The organism is Gimibacter soli, from assembly GCF_028463845.1.
Lineage (GTDB): Bacteria > Pseudomonadota > Alphaproteobacteria > Sphingomonadales > Kordiimonadaceae > Gimibacter > Gimibacter soli.
On the sequence record NZ_CP116805.1, the window covers coordinates 1,238,967 to 1,258,400 of the forward strand.

Annotated in this window: 12 protein-coding genes; 5 read left to right on the forward strand and 7 right to left on the reverse strand. The window is 63.3% G+C overall.

The genetic code is table 11. From position 1 onward, the window contains the following. Positions 1 to 60 precede the first annotated feature (60 nt). Positions 61 to 2,016, forward strand: coding sequence for a sialate O-acetylesterase (locus PH603_RS05895; RefSeq protein ID WP_289505080.1), 1,956 nt, complete (start codon positions 61 to 63; stop codon positions 2,014 to 2,016). Positions 2,017 to 2,203: 187 nt separating this feature from the next. Here PH603_RS05895 and PH603_RS05900 read toward each other — a convergent pair whose 3' ends face one another. From PH603_RS05900 to PH603_RS05910, 3 genes are read right to left on the reverse strand one after another with little or no spacing between them, the layout of a single operon-like run. After that, complete coding sequence (locus PH603_RS05900; protein ID WP_289505081.1) at positions 2,204 to 3,355, reverse strand: endo-1,4-beta-xylanase; 1,152 nt, start codon at positions 3,353 to 3,355, stop codon at positions 2,204 to 2,206. An 11-nt stretch (positions 3,356 to 3,366) separates the two neighbouring features. Then, entirely contained in the window at positions 3,367 to 5,760 is a 2,394-nt protein-coding gene (locus PH603_RS05905; RefSeq protein WP_289505082.1) for a glycoside hydrolase family 3 N-terminal domain-containing protein, read from the reverse strand. A 10-nt stretch (positions 5,761 to 5,770) separates the two neighbouring features. Then, complete coding sequence (locus PH603_RS05910; RefSeq protein ID WP_289505084.1) at positions 5,771 to 8,176, reverse strand: glycoside hydrolase family 3 N-terminal domain-containing protein; 2,406 nt, start codon at positions 8,174 to 8,176, stop codon at positions 5,771 to 5,773. 208 nt (positions 8,177 to 8,384) lie between these two features. Between PH603_RS05910 and PH603_RS05915 the strand changes: the two genes are divergently transcribed. The 4 genes from PH603_RS05915 (at position 8,385) to PH603_RS05930 (ending at position 15,043) form a co-directional block, all read left to right on the forward strand. Next, the gene (locus tag PH603_RS05915) at positions 8,385 to 10,526 is read left to right on the forward strand and encodes an alpha-glucuronidase family glycosyl hydrolase (RefSeq protein WP_289505086.1); all 2,142 of its coding nucleotides are present in this window, start codon (positions 8,385 to 8,387) and stop codon (positions 10,524 to 10,526) included. Between the two features lie 76 nt (positions 10,527 to 10,602). Continuing rightward, positions 10,603 to 11,658, forward strand: a complete 1,056-nt coding sequence (locus PH603_RS05920; protein ID WP_289505087.1) for a LacI family DNA-binding transcriptional regulator — start codon at positions 10,603 to 10,605, stop codon at positions 11,656 to 11,658. Between the two features lie 127 nt (positions 11,659 to 11,785). After that, positions 11,786 to 13,198, forward strand: a complete 1,413-nt coding sequence (locus PH603_RS05925; RefSeq protein WP_289505088.1) for a sugar porter family MFS transporter — start codon at positions 11,786 to 11,788, stop codon at positions 13,196 to 13,198. 63 nt (positions 13,199 to 13,261) lie between these two features. Next, complete coding sequence (locus PH603_RS05930) at positions 13,262 to 15,043, forward strand: IlvD/Edd family dehydratase (RefSeq protein WP_289505089.1); 1,782 nt, start codon at positions 13,262 to 13,264, stop codon at positions 15,041 to 15,043. Between the two features lie 47 nt (positions 15,044 to 15,090). On the opposite strand, the gene PH603_RS05935 is transcribed toward PH603_RS05930, so the two are convergent. From PH603_RS05935 to PH603_RS05950, 4 genes are read right to left on the reverse strand one after another with little or no spacing between them, the layout of a single operon-like run. After that, a complete protein-coding gene (locus tag PH603_RS05935) occupies positions 15,091 to 15,984 on the reverse strand; it encodes an SMP-30/gluconolactonase/LRE family protein (protein WP_289505090.1) in 894 nt (297 codons plus the stop codon). 1 nt (position 15,985) lies between these two features. Continuing rightward, entirely contained in the window at positions 15,986 to 16,774 is a 789-nt protein-coding gene (gene xylB, locus PH603_RS05940) for a D-xylose 1-dehydrogenase (protein ID WP_289505091.1), read from the reverse strand. 4 nt (positions 16,775 to 16,778) lie between these two features. Further along, on the reverse strand, positions 16,779 to 18,209 hold the full coding sequence (locus PH603_RS05945; protein WP_289505092.1) for an aldehyde dehydrogenase family protein: 1,431 nt from the start codon (positions 18,207 to 18,209) through the stop codon (positions 16,779 to 16,781). Between the two features lie 22 nt (positions 18,210 to 18,231). After that, a complete protein-coding gene (locus tag PH603_RS05950; protein WP_289505093.1) occupies positions 18,232 to 19,377 on the reverse strand; it encodes a fumarylacetoacetate hydrolase family protein in 1,146 nt (381 codons plus the stop codon). Between the last annotated feature and the right edge of the window lie 57 nt (positions 19,378 to 19,434).

The window sequence follows — 19,434 nt, forward strand, 5'->3', positions numbered from 1 at the left end:
AAATGGTTGCGCTAACATTTTTCGGCGCTAGGCTGTTGGAACCAGTCCGGAGGGGGCCTGATGAAGCTGAAAACGATCGCCGCGGCGTTTGCTGCTGCCATGATGTTTGCCGCGCCCGCATTGGCGGCGGACCGCCTTTTCGACGATATTTTCACAAGCCATATGGTGCTGCAGCGCGAGCACCCGATTACGCTTTCAGGCAAGGCAGAACCGGGCACGCGGCTTGATGTGGCTTTCGCGGGTGATGGCCGGAAGGTGACAGCCGACAAGGCCGGACGCTGGTCTGCGACCTTCCCGTCACGCCCTGCGAACGCTGAACCCGTCACCGTGACCGTGAAGGCAGAGGGGCGCAGTGAAACGCTTTCGGACCTCCTGATCGGTGATGTGTGGCTGTGTTCCGGCCAGTCCAACATGAACTGGCCGGTCGAACGCGCACTGAACCCCGAACGCTATATCGAGGCCGAGCAGCGACCTGACCTTCGGCTTTTCACCGTGGCGCTGGCGAGCCATATCGTGCCGCAGGATGGGCTTCCCGGTGCGTCGGGCTGGCAGGTGGCGAGCGCCGAAACCGTGCGTAGTTTTTCTGCCGTTTGCTATTTCACCGCGCGCGACTTGCAGGCCGCGCATGATGTGCCGGTCGGCCTTGTTCATTCGTCGTGGGGCGGATCGCAGATCGAAGCCTGGATCAGTGCCGCCGGCCTGAAGGATGTGGAAGGGCAGGCAGAAGGGCTGACGCTTCTGAAGGATTATGCGAAAGACCCGGTCGCCGCGACGGAAGCGTACGGCAAGGGCTGGGAACGGCGCTGGACGGCGCAAGTGCCGGCCGGAACGCCGGGACCGTGGGTGAAGGACGGCGCGGGTGACTGGGTGCCGGTGCCGGCAGCTTTCGGGGACTGGAACCTGTATGGCGATCCGGCGCTAAAGGGCTTCACCGGCGCGGTCTGGTACGCCGCCGATGTCACCCTCACCGCCGATCAGGCGAAGGGGGCCGCGCGGCTGTCGCTTGGCGGGATCGACGAAACCGACATCGCATGGGTGAACGGCGTGGCTGTCGGCAACAGCTTCGGCTGGGGCACGCCGCGCACTTACAGGGTGAAAGCAGGGCTCCTGCGCGAAGGGCGCAACCGGATCGTCGTCAATGTCTATAATAGCTGGGCGGCAGGCGGCTTGACCGGCCCGGCGGAGGCCATCGCACTGACGCTGCCGGATGGCGCGCAGGTCCCCGTCACGGGCTGGCGTTACAGGATCGAACGGCAGATCGCAGACATGCCGGCCCCGGCGCCCTGGTATTCGATCAATGGCCTGACCGGGCTCCATAACGCCATGATCGCCCCGCTCGGCCCTCTGCCGTTGAAGGGCGTGCTCTGGTATCAGGGGGAATCAAACATCACAAAAGCCGCCAGCTATGAGCGGCTGCTGCATGCCATGATCGCCGATTGGCGCGGTCAGTTTGGTGCCGACCTGCCGTTCATCGTCATCCAGCTTCCGGCTTTCGGCAACCTGAATGCCACGCCGATGGAAAATGGCTGGGCCGGGGTGCGTGATGCCGAACGCCGCGTGGCGCAGGCGGACCCGGCAGTCGGCCTCGCTGTCACCATCGACGCAGGCGACAGGTTCGAGCTTCACCCGCCGAGCAAGCAGGAAGTCGCCCGGCGCACCGCCCTTATTGCGCGGCGGCTTGCTTACGGTGATGACACGGATATCCGCCTTGATGGCCGTTCGCCCCTGTCCGCGCGGCGGGACGGGGACGGGATAACGGTGGAGTTTGGCACGGAAGGCGGCGCGCTGACAGCGATGAGCGCAGGCGCCCCCTTCGGTTTCGAAGTCTGCGGCGAGGCGAAAAACAGCTGCGCTTTTGCACCCGCAAAGCGGGATGGTACCCGCGTGCTGATCGATGTGCCTGCGGGGCTGGTCGTCCGGCGCGTTCGCTACGCCTGGGGCGGGGCGCCTGTCGCCAACCTTTATGAAGCTAACGGCATGCCGGTCAGCCCGTTCGAGATTGCTGTGACACCCTGAGATTTGCGGGCGGCAATTGCGCCCCCCGCGCCCGAGGCACTTCCCTGTTTCGAGTAGTGCACTTCCCTCAGAAAAGGCGCCGCCGGTACTGCCGACGGCGCTTTTCTCTTTGTCGCAAAAAAGCGGCGGCCCCACGGATGCGGGGCCGCCGATGATCCGGCCGGGAATGCCGGGTCAGGGGTTCTGGTCAGCTGCGCGGGGTTGCGGCCCTCAGGCTGGCAGCGATGGCTTCATGCAAGGGCTTGGCCTTGAAATCATGGCCGTAGGGGCAGCCGCGCACCGGTGTGCCGTCGTCTCGCGGGCTGAAGCCCTGCAGCCACGAATAGCGGTCGCTGAGGCCCCAGGCGAGGACATCGCCCATTTCCTTGTAATTGAGCATCATGTCGAGATAGGCGCGGGCATAGGCCGAAACCCCGGCGTCGCGGGCGGCGATATCCGTGGGCAGGGCTTTGTCCTGCACATCGAACTCAGTGATGACGAGGCGGTAGCCCATGCCGACGGCTTCATCCACGAAAGCCTGCCATGCCTCTTCCTCGCGCCTGCCGATGCCCGTTTCGGGGTCAAGCGAATTGACGATCAGGTGCGATTGCAGGCCGAGCGTATCGACCGGGACATTCCGTTTGCGCAAGCCTTCAAGAAGCTTCAGCACGCCGGTGCGGTGCGCATCATTGCCGGCTTCCCAGCCCATATAATCGTTATAGACAAGTTCGGCATGCGGGGCATGTTCGCGGGCCATGTGGAAGGCCAGATCGATGGTCGCTTCGGCACCGCCCAGCGCCTTTGAAAGGGCGGTTTCTTCCAGCACGCCATCGGCATCATGCACGGCTTCATTGACCACGTCATAGCTGACGATGGCGTCACCGTAGCGCTTGCAAATGGTGGTGATATGATTTGTCAGCATCGCTTCCGCGGCCTGCACCGGATTGGCGCCGAAATCATGGGTCGCTTCCCAGTCGGGCATCCATTTGGACTTGTGCCAAAGGAGCGTATGACCGCGCACCGCCATGCTGTGGGCCTTGGCATAGTCGACAAGCCGGTCGAAGCCCGAGAAATCGAACGTGTCGGGTGTGGGGCGCAGCCACTGCCATTTCATCTCGTTTTCGGCGACCAATATGCCGCAGTCGGCCTCGATGATGCGGCGGTAACCGGGGTCGGCAAAGGGTCCGGCGTTGCTGCCCGGCTGGCCTTGCCCCACGGCGGTGCCAAAACGGCGGCCGGTGCGGCGGGCGAGGCTATCGAGCGAGGGTTCCGCCACCCCAAAAGCATGGGTCGATGCGGCGGCACAGGCAGCGGCACCCAGTAGCAGTTGAAGGCTTTGACGGCGGGTGATGTCGGTCATCGGTGTGGCCCTTACACGATCTCAAGCTCGGCGGACTTCAGGTCCACCGAATTCGGGCCGGCCATAATGTCAAAGAAGCCGGGTTCCACCACATGCTGCATCTCGCGGTTCCAGATGGCGAAGGCAGCGGGATCAAGGGTGAAAGTGACCTGTCGTTCTTCACCCGGCTGCAGGGTGACGCGCTTGAAGCCGCACAGTTTTTGCCGTGGTTGGGTAACGCTTGCCACCCTGTCGCGCAGATACAGTTGCACCACTTCATCCCCGGCCCGTATGCCGGTGTTTTTCACTTTCACCGATACGGTCACGCTGATGTCAGCCGCAATGCGGGGCACCGAAAGGACAGGAGCGCCAATCTCGAAGCTTGTATAGCTGAGGCCATGCCCGAACGGGAAAAGGGGCGAGCTGTCGTCAAGGAGATAGGCACGCCGCGCGCTGGGTTTCAGATTGTGGAAATAGGGTATCTGGCCTTCATGCCGAACGACCGTCACCGGCAGCTTGGCGCCGGGGTTGATATCACCGAACAGCGCTTCCGCCATCGCAGTGCCGCCTTCCTGTCCCGGATACCAGCATTCGAGGATCGCATGCGCCTTATCCACCACGTTCGGCCATGAAGGCGGGCGTCCGTTGATGGCAGTGACGACCACAGGTTTGCCAAGCGCGTGAAGCGCATCAAACAGCTCGTTCTGCTCGCCGACCAGATCCAGCTTCGTGCGGTCGCCAAGGTGGGTCTTGGCATAGCCTTCGCGGCTTGTCTGTTCGGTGTCACCAATCGCGAGGATGATGATATCGGCTTGCCGCGCCACCTTCACGGCCTCGCGGATGCGGCGGCGATTGTCTTCGGGCTTGGGCAGGATTACCGGATCATCCGATCGGTCATCGCTCATGGTGATCCGCACGCCCTGGGCAAAGGTGACCTTCGCTTTGCCCTCAAGCCGGTCGCGGATGGCATCAAGGAGCGTGACCGTCTGCCGGGGTTCGCTTGAATAGCCGCCAAGCCGGGCAATTGCCGCGTTGGGGCCGATCACCGCCACGGTTTTCAGCTTGCTGTCGTCAAGCGGCAGGGTGCCGTCGTTCGTCAGCAGGCACAGCGATTTGCGCGCGGCCTCCAGCGCCAGTGCGCGAGCCTCGGCGTTGCCGGTGATCGCATCGGCCTTGGCGAAATCGCCGAACGGGTTTTCAAAAAGCCCGGCACGGAATTTAAGGGCGAGCATGCGGCTGGCGGCGGCGTCGATTGCCGCTTCCGAAACCTTGCCGGCCTTCACCTGTGCCGTGAGCGTGCGGTAGCCAAGCCCGTCCGGCAATTCGCAGTCAACGGTGGCCGCCAACGCCTTGCGGGCGGCGTCTTCAAGGTCGGTCGCCACATGATGCAGACTATCAAGCTCCTGCACCGCCATATAGTCGCTGGCGATCACGCCATCAAAGCCCCATTCGCCGCGCAGTATATCTTTCAGGAGCCAGGTATTGGCGTGGCTCGGCACCCCGTCGATCTCGTTATAGGACGGCATGACGGCGCCTACCGACGTCCGTTCCACGATGGCCTTGAAGGGCGGGAAGAAGTTTTCGCGAAGCTCGCGCTCCGACAATTGGGCGGGGGCAACATTGTTGCCACTTTGGGGCTGGCCGTGGCCGGTCATATGCTTCAGCGTCGCATAGACCTTGCCGTCAGCAAGCTTCTCAAACTTGCCCTTGCCTTGCAGGCCTTCCACGGCGGCGACACCCATTTCTGTTACCAGATACGGGTCTTCCCCGAAGGTTTCCTCGATGCGGCCCCAGCGCGGGTCCCGCACGATATCAACAACGGGGGAGAGGACATAAGGCACACCGTGCGCGCGCACCTCGCGGGCGATCACACTGGAAACGCGTACCATCAGGCCGGTATCAAAACTGCCGGCCAGCGCAATCGCCTGCGGGAACATGGTGGCATTCGGCGCCATGTAACCGTGCAGCGATTCCTCATGGAACAGCACCGGAATACCAAGCCGGGTTTCGGTGGTGGCCCACACCTGCACGGCATTGATGAATTTCACCGTGTCCTTCGGCTCGCGCCAGCGCGCAGCCGTGCCGCCTGCGGCATTCGCCACATTTGGGCCGCCGCGCCGATCCGAAGGCCGGGTGATCTGGCCGATCCCGTGCGGATAGGCGCGCGCCGCCTTGCCCGGATTGAAATCGAGCCCGTCCATGATCTCCGCCTTGGTGGCCCAAAGTGCCACCATCTGGGCGACCTTTTCTTCAAGCGTCATGCGCGACAGAAGATCGGCGACCCGGTCCTTGACGGGGGCGGTGGCATCGCGGTAGCGCGGTTCGTGGTCGGCGTGGACAAGCGAAGCGGGCAGGGCGCCCGCCGCCACGGCAAGCGCGGAGGCGGAGCCCATCCAGGCGAGCAGGCGGCGGCGGGTGAGGTTCATGTCAGGCCTCTCAGTTCGTGATCGTCAGGGTCACGGTTTTGAGGTCAACCGAGTTTGCACCGGTCATGATGTCGATCTCGCCGGCTTCTACTACCCGCTCCATCTTGTCGTTCCACAGGCGGAATGATTTCGGCGTCAGGGTCAGTTCCACCGTTTGCTTCTCGCCCGGCTTCAGGGTGACGCGCTTGAAGCCTTTCAGTTCCTTCACCGGCTGGGTGACGGAGCTGACCTTGTCGCGAATATAAAGCTGCACAACTTCGTCGCCCGCTACCTTGCCGGTGTTGGTGACATCCACCGATACGGTCACGTTGCCATCCGTGGCGATGGAGGCAGCCGAAAGACGCGGTTCGGAAAGATCGAAGGTCGTGTAGCTGAGGCCATATCCGAAGGGATAGAGGGGATCGACCGTGTCGAACAGATAGCCCCGGTGGGCCGTCGGCTTGTGGTTATAGAACATCGGCAACTGGCCGACGCTGCGGGGCAGGGTGACAGGCAGCTTGCCGCCGGGGTTCACATCGCCCATCAGCACAGCGGCGAGCGCGGGGCCGCCCTGTTCGCCCGGATACCAGGCCTCGATGATGGCGTTGGCTTCCTCGGCGATTTTTACGGTGGAAGCAGGGCGCCCGTTGATCAGCACCACGGTGATCGGCTTGCCAAGCTTCTTGAGCGCGTCAAAAAGCTCCTGCTGCTCGCCCACAAGATCAAGGCTTGCCCTGTCGCCAAGGTGACTGTCGGCCCAGGCTTCGCGGCTGGTCTGTTCGGTATCGCCGAGGGTGAGGACGATCTGATCCGCGCCCTTCGCCACCTTCACGGCTTCGGCGATGCGCTTGCGGTTCTCGGCCGGGTCGGCGAGTTTCACTTCATCGGCCCACCAGTCGTCATTCTCGGTGATCTTCACGCCCTCGGCAAACACGACTCTCACGGAATCGCCGAGTCTCGCCTTCATGCCATCCAGGAGCGACACCGGATTGCGCGGCTCGCCGTAATAGCCGCCAAGGCGGGCAACGGCGGCGCTCGGCCCGATCACGGCAACCGTCGGCTTCGATTTGCCAAGCTTCAGGGGCAGCGTGCCATCGTTTTTGAGCAGGATCAGCGAACGCTCGGCTGCCTTGCGGGCAAGGGCCACGCCCTCGGCATTATTGGCCACAGCTTCGGCTTCATCAGCGTTTGCATAGGGGTTTTCAAAAAGCCCGGCGCGGAACTTGACCGACAGCATGCGGCGCACCGCATCGTCGATCATCGCCATCGTCACCTTGCCGTCCTTCAGGGCCTCCGGCAGCGTTGCGTAGCTTGTGCCGTCCGGCAGGTCGCTATCGACGCCGGCCTTGAGCGCGAGGACAGCCGCACTTTCAATATCGGGTGCCACATGGTGGATGCTGGCCATCTGGTCGATCGCCACATAGTCGCTGACAATGGCGCCCTTGAAGCCCCATTCGACGCGCAGCACATCGTGCAACAGCCAGGTGTTGGCGTGGCTCGGCACGCCGTCGATTTCATTGTAGGAGGGCATCACTGCCTCGATCCCGGTGCGGGTGACGACTTCCTCGAACGGCGGGAAGAAGTTTTCGCGCAGTTCGCGCTCGGACACCGGCGCCGGGCCGATGTTGGTGCCGCTTTCGGGCTGGCCGTGGCCGGTGAGGTGCTTCAGCGTGGCGAAGACCTTGCCGGGCGCCAGCGTACGGGCACGGTTGGTGCCCTGCAGGCCCTCGACCGCCGCCACACCCATTTCACCGACCAGATAGGGATCTTCCCCGAAGGTTTCCTCGAACCGGCCCCAGCGCGGGTCGCGGGCGATATCAACGACCGGCGACAGCGCGAGATGCGCGCCGCGCGCCCGCATTTCAAGCGCGGTCAGTTCGTTCACTTCGCGGATGAGATCAATGTCCCATGAGGACGCAAGGCCGATGGCCTGCGGGAAGCTGGTGGCATCCACGGCTGCATAGCCATGCAGGCCTTCTTCGTGGAACAGCATGGGGATGCCGAGCCGGGTTTCCTCGACCATATATTTCTGCAGCTTGTTGACAAGCGCCACGGTGCCGCGGGCATCAAGGCGTTTGGCAACGCGCGGCGACACGGCACCGGCCACGTCCGACGGGCGGGCATATTGCCCGATGCCGAGCGGATGGGTGGCCTTCAGCTTGGCAAGGTCTACCTCGCCCTTGGCGCCGACAAACTTGACCTTGCCGTCCCAGACGGTGGTCATCTGGACGATTTTCTCTTCCAGCGTCATGCGGGCCAGCAGGTCCTCGACCCGGGCTTCAACGCTGGCGGTAGCGTCCTTGTAAACGGGCAGGTCGGCAGCAACGGCAGTGCCTTCAAACCAGACGCTTGCGGCCCCGGTCAGTGCCGGTGCGGCAACCCCGAGTGCGAGCGCGATGCTGGTGCCCATTAGAAACTGATTCATGCGGATGTGCATGGGTCCCCTCCCTTGGAAAATTGCGAACCGCTCCTCCCCAGAAGCGGCGGAAACTATGGTCGGCGGCCATCGATATGCGGGAAAATTCCCATCGGACGGTAGCCAATGATAGCGGTAACATGATATAGGCTTGCAAAGTTTGTCAATGCCCGATGGGAGGGCATGGTGTCGATTTGGCCATGTGAGGGGCCATATGAGGGGAGGGCGTATGGCGAACCGGACCTTGCGGAGCCTTGTGTTCCTGCTGGTTATGGCGGCGGGGCTTTCTGCCCGTGTTTTTGCCGAAGATGGATATGACCTGTGGCTGCGCTACCAGCCGCTCGCAGCACCGGTGCAGGCCGAGCTTCGGCAGGCGGCGGCACATATCGTAGCCCCCGGTGCGCGGACACCGACATTGCAGGCGGCGGTGGATGAACTGGTGCGGGGGATCGGCGGGCTTGCAAGGCAGGTGCCAGCGATTCCTGAGTCTGCCGAGTCCGGCGCGATTCTCCTTGTGAAGCCGGATACCCTGCCGGGAAATCTGAAGGGCAAGGTCAGCTTCGACGGGCTGGGCCAAGAAGGCTACCGTCTGCTATCGCTCGGCGGCGCACAGACGCTGATTGCGGCCAACAGCGATATCGGCCTTCTTTACGGCAGCTTTGCCCTGCTGCGGCATTTGCAGACGGGTGGTGGCCTTCAGGGGCTTGATATCAGCGATAGCCCGCGCCTGCAGCGTCGCATGCTCAATCACTGGGACAATCCCGACCGCACGGTCGAGCGCGGCTATGCCGGCCAGTCGATCTGGGACTGGTGGAAGCTCCCCGATCATCTGGACGCGCGCTACACGGATTATGCCCGCGCCAATGCCTCTGTCGGCATCAATGGCACCGTGCTGAATAATGTGAATGCCAAGGCCGAAATGCTGACCCCCCGCTGGATCGAAAAGGCGGCGGCGGTGGCTGATGTGCTGCGCCCCTATGGCATCCGTGTCTATCTGTCGGCACGCTTTTCGGCGCCCTTCGAGCTTGGCGCTACCGCTACAGCCGACCCGCTTGACCCGGCCGTGCGCGACTGGTGGGCGAAAAAGGCGGACGAGATTTACGCCACCATCCCGGATTTCGGCGGCTTTCTGGTGAAGGCCAATTCCGAGGGCCAGCCCGGTCCGCAGGATTATGGTCGCAGCCATGCAGACGGCGCCAACATGCTGGCCGCAGCCTTGAAGCCGCATGGCGGTATCGTCCTGTGGCGGGCGTTTGTTTACAGCGAAACGGATGCGACCGATCGGGCGAAGCAGGCCTATGCCGAGTTCAAGCCGCTGGATGGCCAGTTCGCGGACAATGTGACCGTGCAGGTGAAAAACGGCCCCATCGATTTCCAGCCGCGCGAGCCCATCCATCCGCTGTTTGGTGCCATGCCCGAAACCTCGGTGACTGCCGAGTTCCAGATCACCAAGGAATATCTGGGCTTTGCCACCCACCTTGCCTATCTCGGGCCCATGTATGAGGAAGTGCTGAAAACCGACACTTTCCGGGGCGGCGAAGGCCAGACGGTCGCGAAGCTTCTAATGGCCGAGCCGCTATCCGGCATTGCCGGGGTCGCCAATATCGGCAGCGACAGAAACTGGAGCGGGTCGCACTTCGATCAGGCCAACTGGTACACCTTTGGCCGCCTTGCCTGGAGCCCGGAAGGCTCGGCCGCAGATATCGCCCGCGAATGGGCGGCGATGACCTTCAGTCGCGACCGCGAGGTGATCGACAAGATCACCGGCATGATGATGGCCTCGCGTGAGGCCGTGGTGGACTATATGACGCCCATGGGGCTCGCGCACCTGATGGGCACCGGCCACCATTATGGCCCGGCGCCGTGGGTCAATGATCTCGCCCGTCCCGAATGGAACCCGGCCTATTATCACCGGGCGGACGCGGGCGGCATCGGCTTTGACCGCACGGCCACCGGCAGCAATGCCGCCGTGCAATATGCCGCGCCGCACGCCGCACTTTACGGAAACCGGCAGACGGTGCCGCCTGAGCTCCTCCTCTGGTTCCACCGCGCGGGATGGGATGAGGCGCTGCCGTCCGGGCGTACCGTCTGGGCTGAGCTTGTCTATCATTATGATCGCGGTGTGGCGGCCGTTGGCACCATGCGGCGCACATGGGCGGGGCTTGAGGTGCGCGTTGATCCGGCCCGTTTCAGGGATGTCTCCGACTTTCTGGCAATACAGGAACAGGAAGCCATCTGGTGGCGGGATGCCTGCCTCGCCTATTTCGCCGCCGTATCGGGGCGCGCCTTGCCGCCGGGCACACGCCTGCCGGCGCATCCGCTTTCCTGGTATCAGGCGCAGCAGTTTCCCTATGCGCCGGGGCATCCCTGAGGCGGGCTGTATTAGTCCGTGACAGGGGGCGGTCGCTATGGCATGGAACACAAGGCGAGCAAGGGCAGGGTAACCGATGAGTATCAAACAGCAGCGACGCGGCACAGGCAGTGCGACCATCAGCGATGTGGCGCGCCTTGCCGGCTTTTCTCCGATGACCGTTTCCCGCGTGATCAACGGCGGCGGCAATGTGAAGGAAAGCACCCGCGATGCCATCAATGCCGCGATCAAGGAACTGAACTATTCGCCGAACCCGGCAGCACGCAGCCTTGCCGGTGTCGAGCCGATCCGGATCGGGCTTCTCTACAGCAACCCGTCTGCCGCCTATCTCAGCGAAGTGCTGGTGGGCAGCCTTGACCGCGCCAGCCGCATCGATGTGCAGCTTGTGGTCGCGCGCTGCGAGCCGCCGGAAAATTACCGCGAGGCGACCGAGCACCTGTTGGAGCGCGGCGTGCACGGCTTGATCCTCACCTCGCCGCTTTGCGACCTGCAGGAAGTGGTGGATGTGGTGACCGAAGGCGACCAGCCGGTTGTGGCGCTCGCCGGTGGCAAACCGTCGGATGACCTGATCACCATCAACGTCGATGATTTCGAAGCCGCCTATGCGATGACGAAGCATCTGATCGGGCTTGGGCACCAGCGTATCGGTTTCATCATCGGCAGCCCGTTGCAGGCCGCTTCCGGTCGCCGTCTTGAGGGCTACCGCGCGGCATTGGCCGAGGCCGGCATCCCGGTGGACGACGCATTGATCCAGCAGGGTCATTTCACCTACCGCTCAGGCCTTGCCGCTGCCGACAAGCTGATGGAACTGGCCGCTGCGCCGACCGCCATCTTCGCCTCGAACGATGACATGGCTGCTGCCGCTGTGGCGGTTGCCCACCGGCGCGGGCTTGATGTGCCGAACGACCTGACCGTTTGCGGGTTCGATGATACGGCCTTCGCCAGCTCGATCTGGCCGGAACTGACGACGATTCGCCAGCCGATTGCCGAAATGGCCCGTACCGCCGTTGACATGCTGACAGATGAAATTCTTGCCCACCGTGCCGGGAAATCGCTGCCGCGCGAACACCGGCTTGCCGCGTTCGAGCTGATCAAACGCCAGTCCGACGCGCCGCCGAAGAACAGCAAGTAATTCCGGCGCTTGACGCCAGATTTGACCGAAAGGTTGAAATTTCGGCTTCTCTTTGTAAAAGTTAGCGCTAACATGCGTGCATGACCCGTGGGGACGGGTGCGAGATTGACAGGGGAGAACCAGTTACATGTCAGAGGGTAATGCTGACCGCGTGAATATGGCATTCATCGCGGCAATCGTGGCTGTCGCTACCATCGGCGGCTTCATGTTCGGATACGATAGCGGGGTGATCAACGGCACCCAGGACGGGCTTGAGAAAGCCTTCGACCTGAGCGAACTCGGTACCGGGCTCAATGTGGGGGCGATCCTCCTTGGTTGCGCCACCGGTGCGTTCCTTGCTGGCCGCATGGCCGACCTGATCGGCCGCCGCAACGTGATGCTGATCGCGGCTGTGCTTTTCATCATCAGCGCCATTGCGGCTGGGGCCGCGGATTCGTCCGGCCTCTTCATCGTCGCCCGCTTCATCGGAGGCGTGGGTGTGGGGGCGGCAAGCGTGTTGTCGCCCGCTTACATCAGCGAGGTAACGCCAGCCAGCATTCGCGGGCGGCTGATCAGCGTGAACCAGGTGATGATCATCTCGGGCCTGACGGGCGCTTTCGTCGCGAACTATGCGCTGGCGAAACTCGCTGGCGGCTCGACGGCTGAATTCTGGCTCGGCTTCCCGGCATGGCGCTGGATGTTCTGGATGCAGATCATCCCGGCCACCATCTTCCTCGTCACGCTGACCATCATTCCGGAAAGCCCGCGCTTCCTGGTGGTGAAGGGGCGTGAAGCCGAGGCTGAAGCTGTGCTGACCCGCCTTTTCGGCCCGACGGCCGCCAAGTTCAAGGTGAACGAGATCCGCCAGTCGCTTGCCGCAGATCACCAGCCGCGCCTGTCGGACCTGATCGATCCGTCGACCGGCAAGGTGCGCAAGGTTGTCTGGGGTGGCATCATGCTCGCCGTATTCCAGCAGCTTGTTGGCATCAATATCGTTTTCTATTACGGCGCAGTCCTCTGGCAGGCCGTCGGCTTCAGCGAGAATGATGCGCTTCTGATCAACATCATGTCCGGCAGCCTCTCTATCGGCGCCTGCTTCGTTGCCATGGCCCTCATTGACCGGATCGGCCGCAAGCCACTGCTGCTCATCGGCTCGGCCGGGATGGCAGTCACGCTGGCGCTGATGGCGATTTCCTTCGCCACCGGTACGCTTGACGAGACCGGCAAGCTGCATCTTTCCGACAATTTCGGCCTGATCGCGCTTGTCAGCGCCAATGCATACGCGGCACTCTTCAACCTCAGCTGGGGGCCGGTGATGTGGACGATGCTTGGTGAAATGTTCCCGAACCAGATCCGTGGCTCCGGCCTTGCGGTTTCGGGCTTCGCGCAGTGGATCGCCAACTTCGCCATTGTTGTCAGCTTCCCGTGGCTCCTTACCGTGGTTGGCCTGCCGATCACCTATGGCTTCTATGCTGCGTGCGCCTTCATCTCCTTCTTCCTGGTGCGGTCGCTGATCCGCGAAACCAAGGGGCAGGAGCTTGAGGAAATGCTCGGCTCGTAAGAGCCCGATCTTATGCGGGGCCGGTAAGCCGGCCCCGTCTATGTTCCGTTTCAGGAGGTTCAGTTGAACGACAGGAACAAGGACCGCCGCTTCCGCTCGGAAGACTGGTTCGCCGATCCCGCCCGGTCCGACATGACGGCGCTTTATCTCGAGCGCTTCATGAATTACGGCATCACGCCCGAGGAGCTGCGCTCCGGCCGCCCGATCATCGGGATTGCGCAAACCGGCAGCGACCTTTCGCCCTGCAACCGTATCCATGTGGAACTGGCGCGCCGCGTGCGCGACGGGATCCGCGATGCGGGCGGGATAGCCATCGAGTTCCCGGTTCACCCGATTTTTGAAAACTGCCGCCGCCCGACCGCAGCGCTGGACCGCAACCTCGCCTACCTCGGCCTTGTCGAGGTGCTCTATGGTTATCCGATCGATGCCGTGGTGCTGACCACCGGCTGCGATAAGACGACCCCTTCAGGTATCATGGCAGCCTCGACCGTTGATATCCCGGCCATCGTCCTTTCGGGCGGGCCGATGCTCGATGGCTGGCACGAAGGCGACCTCGTGGGCTCCGGCACCGTCATCTGGCGCAGCCGCCGCAAGCTGGCGGCGGGCGAGATTACGGAAGAAGAATTCCTAGACCGCGCCTGCAAGAGCGCGCCGTCCGCCGGGCATTGCAACACGATGGGCACGGCCTCCACGATGAATGCCGTGGCGGAGGCCTTGGGGCTTTCGCTCACCGGCTGTGCGGCGATCCCGGCGCCTTACCGCGAGCGCGGCCAGATGGCCTATCTGACCGGCAAGCGGATTGTCGAGATGGCCTATGAAGACCTGAAACCTTCGGACATCCTGACCCGCGAAAGTTTCCTGAATGCCATCGCGGCGGTGAGCGCGCTTGGCGGTTCATCGAACGCACAGCCGCACATCATGGCGATGGCGCGGCATGCGGGCGTTGAACTGACGCCCGATGACTGGACGGCGCACGGATACGATATTCCGCTCCTGCTCAACATGCAGCCGGCGGGCAAATATCTGGGCGAACGCTTCCACAGGGCTGGCGGCGTGCCGGCGGTGCTGCATGAACTCTTGGACGCTGGCAAGCTGAACGGCGACTGCCACACGGTGACCGGTCGTTCAATGGCGGAAAACCTGTCCGGCAAACAATCACCCGACCGCGAAATGATCCGCCCCTATGCCGATCCGCTGATGCAGAAGGCGGGGTTCCTCGCGCTCAAGGGTAACCTTTTCGATTTCGCGATCCTGAAAACGTCGGTGATTTCGGACGAATTCCGCAACCGTTACCTCCGCCGCCCCGGTCATGAAGGCGTGTTCGAGGCGCGCGCCATCGTGTTCGACGGGTCGGACGATTATCACCACCGGATCAACGATCCGGCCCTGAATATTGATGAAAACTGCATCCTCGTGATCCGTGGTTCGGGCCCCATCGGCTGGCCCGGTTCGGCCGAGGTCGTGAACATGCAGCCGCCAGACGCACTGATCAAGCGTGGCATCCAGTGGTTGCCGACGCTTGGTGACGGCCGCCAGTCGGGCACGTCCGACAGTCCGTCGATCCTGAATATCTCGCCCGAAAGCGCGGTGGGCGGTGGCCTCGCGTGGCTCAAGACTGGCGACACGATCCGCATCGACCTGAATGAAGGCACCTGCAACGCGCTGGTGGACGAAGCCGAGATCGCCCGCCGCAAGGCCGAACCTGCACCACCGGTCCCTGCCAGCAACACGCCGTGGGAAGAACTGTACCGCGAAAAGACCGGCCAGATGGCCACGGGCGCAGCGCTCGAGTTTGCGGTCAAATACCGGGGCATCGCGGCAAAAACACCGCGCCACAATCACTAGGGCAAACTGTATCGAGTAAGGACGGGGCCATCAGGCCCCGTTTTGTTTTAAGTGCGGTCCGGCCAGGCGCTGATCGGTATCACCGTTTGCCCCGCCACATCGGCGCGGAAAGCGAAGAGGTTCCCGGCATCCGGCTGCATGCGTCGCTCGTCGGCTGACAGGCCCTTGGTGGCGGTGGTGGCGTAAACAGTCATCAGGTCGTCGCTCCCGAAGGCGAGCTTGGTGACATTCGCCACAGGGAAGCGCACGGTGCGGACAAACGTGCCATCAGGGGCATAGCAGCGCGCGCCCCATCCGGCGAAAAGCCCGGTCCAGACATTGCCTTCGGCGTCCACAATCGGGCCGTCAGGATAGCCGCCGCCCGCTTCGATCCGCGCAAAAAGGCGGGTGTTTGTGGGCCAGCCATCAGCGCCTACGTCGCTTGCATGGATCGTCTGGCCGAGTGTGTCGGTATGGTATAGCGTGCGGCCGTCGGGCGAGATCGCAGGGCCATTGGTGATGCAGACGGGCGCGAGGCCGCTATCGGCAATCAGCCCGTCCCGGAAGCGGTATATACGCCCGCTGTCGGCTTCCTCGGCGTCGTCCATCGAGCCGAACCACAGCGCGCCGTCCTTGTCGGTTGTCGCATCATTCAGCCGGTTGCCGGGCAGGTCGCCCTCCACCTTGCGGACAAGGGTGAAGAAGCCGCTGTCGGGATCAAAAAGATAGAGCCCGCCCTGCAGGCCGGTCATCAGCTTGCCGCCCTCCACGGGCAGCACCCAGCCGATCTGGGCGGGCGCGTCCCAGCTGTTCAGGCGGTGGCTGACGGGATCGAAGCAATGGAGCTTCCGGCCCTTGATATCAACGAACCAGAGCCGCTTTTCTTCGGGCAGCCACACCGGCCCCTCGCCGAGCGTGGCACCAACGGGGCAGACACTCGCCGGGGTCCAGAGGTCGGTCATGTCAGCGCCATCCACCATCCACGAAATAGGTATGGGCGGTACAATAACGCGCATTTTCGGTCGCGAGGAAGACAATCATCGCGGCCACATCCGCCGGCATCACCCGGCCGGGCAGGCACTGGGCTTCCATGATGCGGCGGGTTTCTTCCTCGTCATGCCAGAGGGCATCCTGACGCGGGGTCTTGATGGCGCCGGGGATGACCGCATTGACGCGGATATTGTGAGGGCCGAGGTCACGGGCAAGCGCCCGGGTCATGCCCTCGATGCCTGCTTTGGCGGTCTGGTACAGAACCAGATCGGGCAGGCCCAGATGCCAGCTGATGGAACCGAGATTGATGATGGAACCGCGCCCGCGGGCTTTCATGCCCGGCACCACGGCTTGCGCCGCGAAAAACAGGTGGCGCAGGTTCACGGCCAGCCGGTTATCCCAGTATTCCGGGGTCACGTCCTCGATCTTGTGGCGATCGTCATTCGCGGCGTTATTGACCAGGATGTCGATGCCGCCGAGGGCCTTGTCGGCTTCCGTCATGGCAGCGGCGAGATCGTCAAGATCGGTCAGGTCAGTGCGGCGGAAGGTCGGGGCGATTGCCGCCGTCGGCTTCAGCCGTGCGACCAGCGCTTCTGAATCTTTCGCTGCGATATCAAGGAACACGACGCGCGCGCCCTGTGCCACGAAGCCTTCAACAATCGCCTCGCCGATGCCCGAGCCGCCCCCGGTGATGACCACGCGCTTGCCGGCGAGGTCGGGGTAAACGGCGGCGCGGACGGCACTTTCTACATGCTTGTTCAAGGCCTCAGTCTCCGACATAGCAGGTCTTCACCTGCGTGTAGAATTCGACCGCCGCGAAGCCTTGTTCGCGGGGGCCGTAGCTCGATTTGCGGGTGCCGCCGAACGGGACGTGATAGTCCACGCCAGCGGTCGGCAGATTGATCATCACCATGCCGGCGCGCACGTTGCGGCGGAAATGGCGGGCATGCTTCAGCGAGCTGGTCACGATACCGGCCGACAGGCCGAACTGGCCACGGTTGGCCAGTGCCAAGGCTTCCTCGTAATCCTTCACGCGCACGGTGGAGACGACGGGGCCGAAAACTTCCTCGTTGTTGATGCGCATCTCGGGCGTGGTGTCGGCGATCAGCGCCGGGCTCATATAATAGCCGGGGGTCGAAAGCTTCAGTGCCTCGCCGCCGGTGACAAGCCGGCCGCCATCCTTGGTGGCAACATCCACATATTTAAGATTCTGCAGGAATTGCGCCTCGCTGGAGGCCGGGCCTACCTGCGTGGCGGCATCGAGGGCGGCACCCACCTTCAGCGCCTTGGCGCGTTCGGCGAGGGCTGCGACGAACTTGTCATGGATGCTGTCCTCAACGATGACACGGGAGGATGCCGTGCAGCGCTGGCCGGTCTGGAAGAAGCCGCCATCAAGCGCGATGGCAACCGCGCGGTCGAGGTCGGCGTCGCCCATCACGACAAGCGGGTTCTTGCCGCCCATCTCAAGCTGCACGCGGGCCTGCCGGGCGACGGCACCGGCCGCCACCTTGGCGCCAACGCCTTGCGAACCCGTGAAGCTGATCGCATCCACATCCGGGTGATCGACAATCGCCTGGCCGACTTCACCGCGCCCGAGGACGACGTTGAACACACCGGCAGGCGCACCGCATTCCTGAATGATATTGGCAAGCGCGCAGGCGGTGGCCGGGGTCACGTTCGCGGGCTTCAGCACCACGGTGTTGCCGAAGGCGAGGGCAGGGGCCGCTTTCCATGCCGGGATGGCAATCGGGAAGTTCCAGGGGGTGATCAGGCCGTATACGCCGACCGCTTCTCGGTGCGTGGAAACATCAAGGCCGGGGCGGGTGGATTCGAGCGTGAGGCCGTGGCGGCGGAGCGCCTCGCCCGCGAAATATTTGAAGATGCGGGCAGCCCGCATCACTTCGCCTGTGGCTTCCGCGCGGGTCTTGCCTTCCTCGCGGGCAAGCAGTTCGCCAAGCTCGCCAGCGCGGGCCATCAGCGTGGCGCCAACCTTGTCGAGAAGGTCTGAGCGCACTTCGGGCGATGCCATCGACCATGCCGGGAAAGCCGCACGGGCAGCCGCAACAGCGGCGTCCACTTCGGCCTGTCCGCCAGCTGGGAAGGTGGCGACAACGTCGTTAGTGTCGGAAGGGTTGAGGCTTTCAAGCGGCGCGTCTGCGGCGACCGCCTCGCCATTGATCAGGTGATTGAGTTTCATGGTCTTGTCCCGTCCATCAGGTCTAGAGCAAACCGCGCTTCGCGAGATTGCCCATGAGGTCGCGGATGCCGAAGGTCCATGCCGGGGCCGCCTTCGACGTGGTGACGCGGTTGACAAGATTGCCAAGCCGCGCCGATGAAATGGTGACGATATCGCCAACCTTGTGGGTGAAGCCCCGGCCCGGCTCGTCGCGGTCCTGTACCGGCGCGAAAAGAGTGCCAAGGAAAAGGGCATAGCCATCCGGGTAATGATGTTCGCTCATCGCCTGCGCGGCGAGATCGGTCGGGTCCCGGCTGATCTTCGACATATTGCTGGTGCCCTTGAGGGAATAGCCCTCGGGCCCGAGGATATCGAGGTCGACAGTGGCGCTGCGCACATCGTCCATCGTGAAGCTGGCGTCGAACACCCGGATCAAAGGCCCAAGCGCGCAGGAGGCGTTATTGTCCTTCGCTTTGCCAAGGAGGAGGGCGGAGCGCCCTTCGAAATCGCGCAGGTTCACATCATTGCCGAGCGTGGCGCCAAGCGGCTTGCCCTTGCTGTTCATCACAAGGACGATTTCGGGCTCGGGGTTGTTCCAGGTGGAATCGGACCGGATGCCGATATCGGTGCCCCAGCCGACGGTCGACAGCACCGGCGACTTGGTGAAAATCTCGGCGTCGGGGCCGATTGCGACTTCCAGATACTGGGACCACATGCCGTCTTCGATGAGGGCGGCCTTCAGGGCAGCGGCCTGTTCGGACCCCGGTTTCACCGACTGGATGCCGGAGCCGACCTTGTCCTCAAGGGCGGCGCGGATGGAAGCGGCCTTGGCATAGTCGCCGCGGGCGCGTTCCTCGATCACCCGTTCCACTGCCGATACTGCGAAAGTCACGCCGGCGGCTTTCACGCATTGCAGGTCAACGGGGGAGAGAAGACGCTTTTTCGCGCCCGGCGCGGCTGAAAGGCCGAGCGCCGCGATGTCGCCAAGCGGGCGCCCGGCGGAAGCATCAAACGCAGCTTTTTCAAAGAGGTCGGCAACGGTTGCTGCCACCGGTGTCATATCGTGAAGATTGCCGCCGGAAAGAAGCACCGGGGTCGGGCCTTCGCCCGTGTCGATACGGCCAACAAATGTGCCATTCCGCCAGTCCGCGGGCAAAGCCAGGGACGGATCGAAGTCGGTAGAAAACATGTAGGAAGCCCCTCCCAAGGCTTGCGTATTGATAGCGCTACCATCAGCATCCGGGCC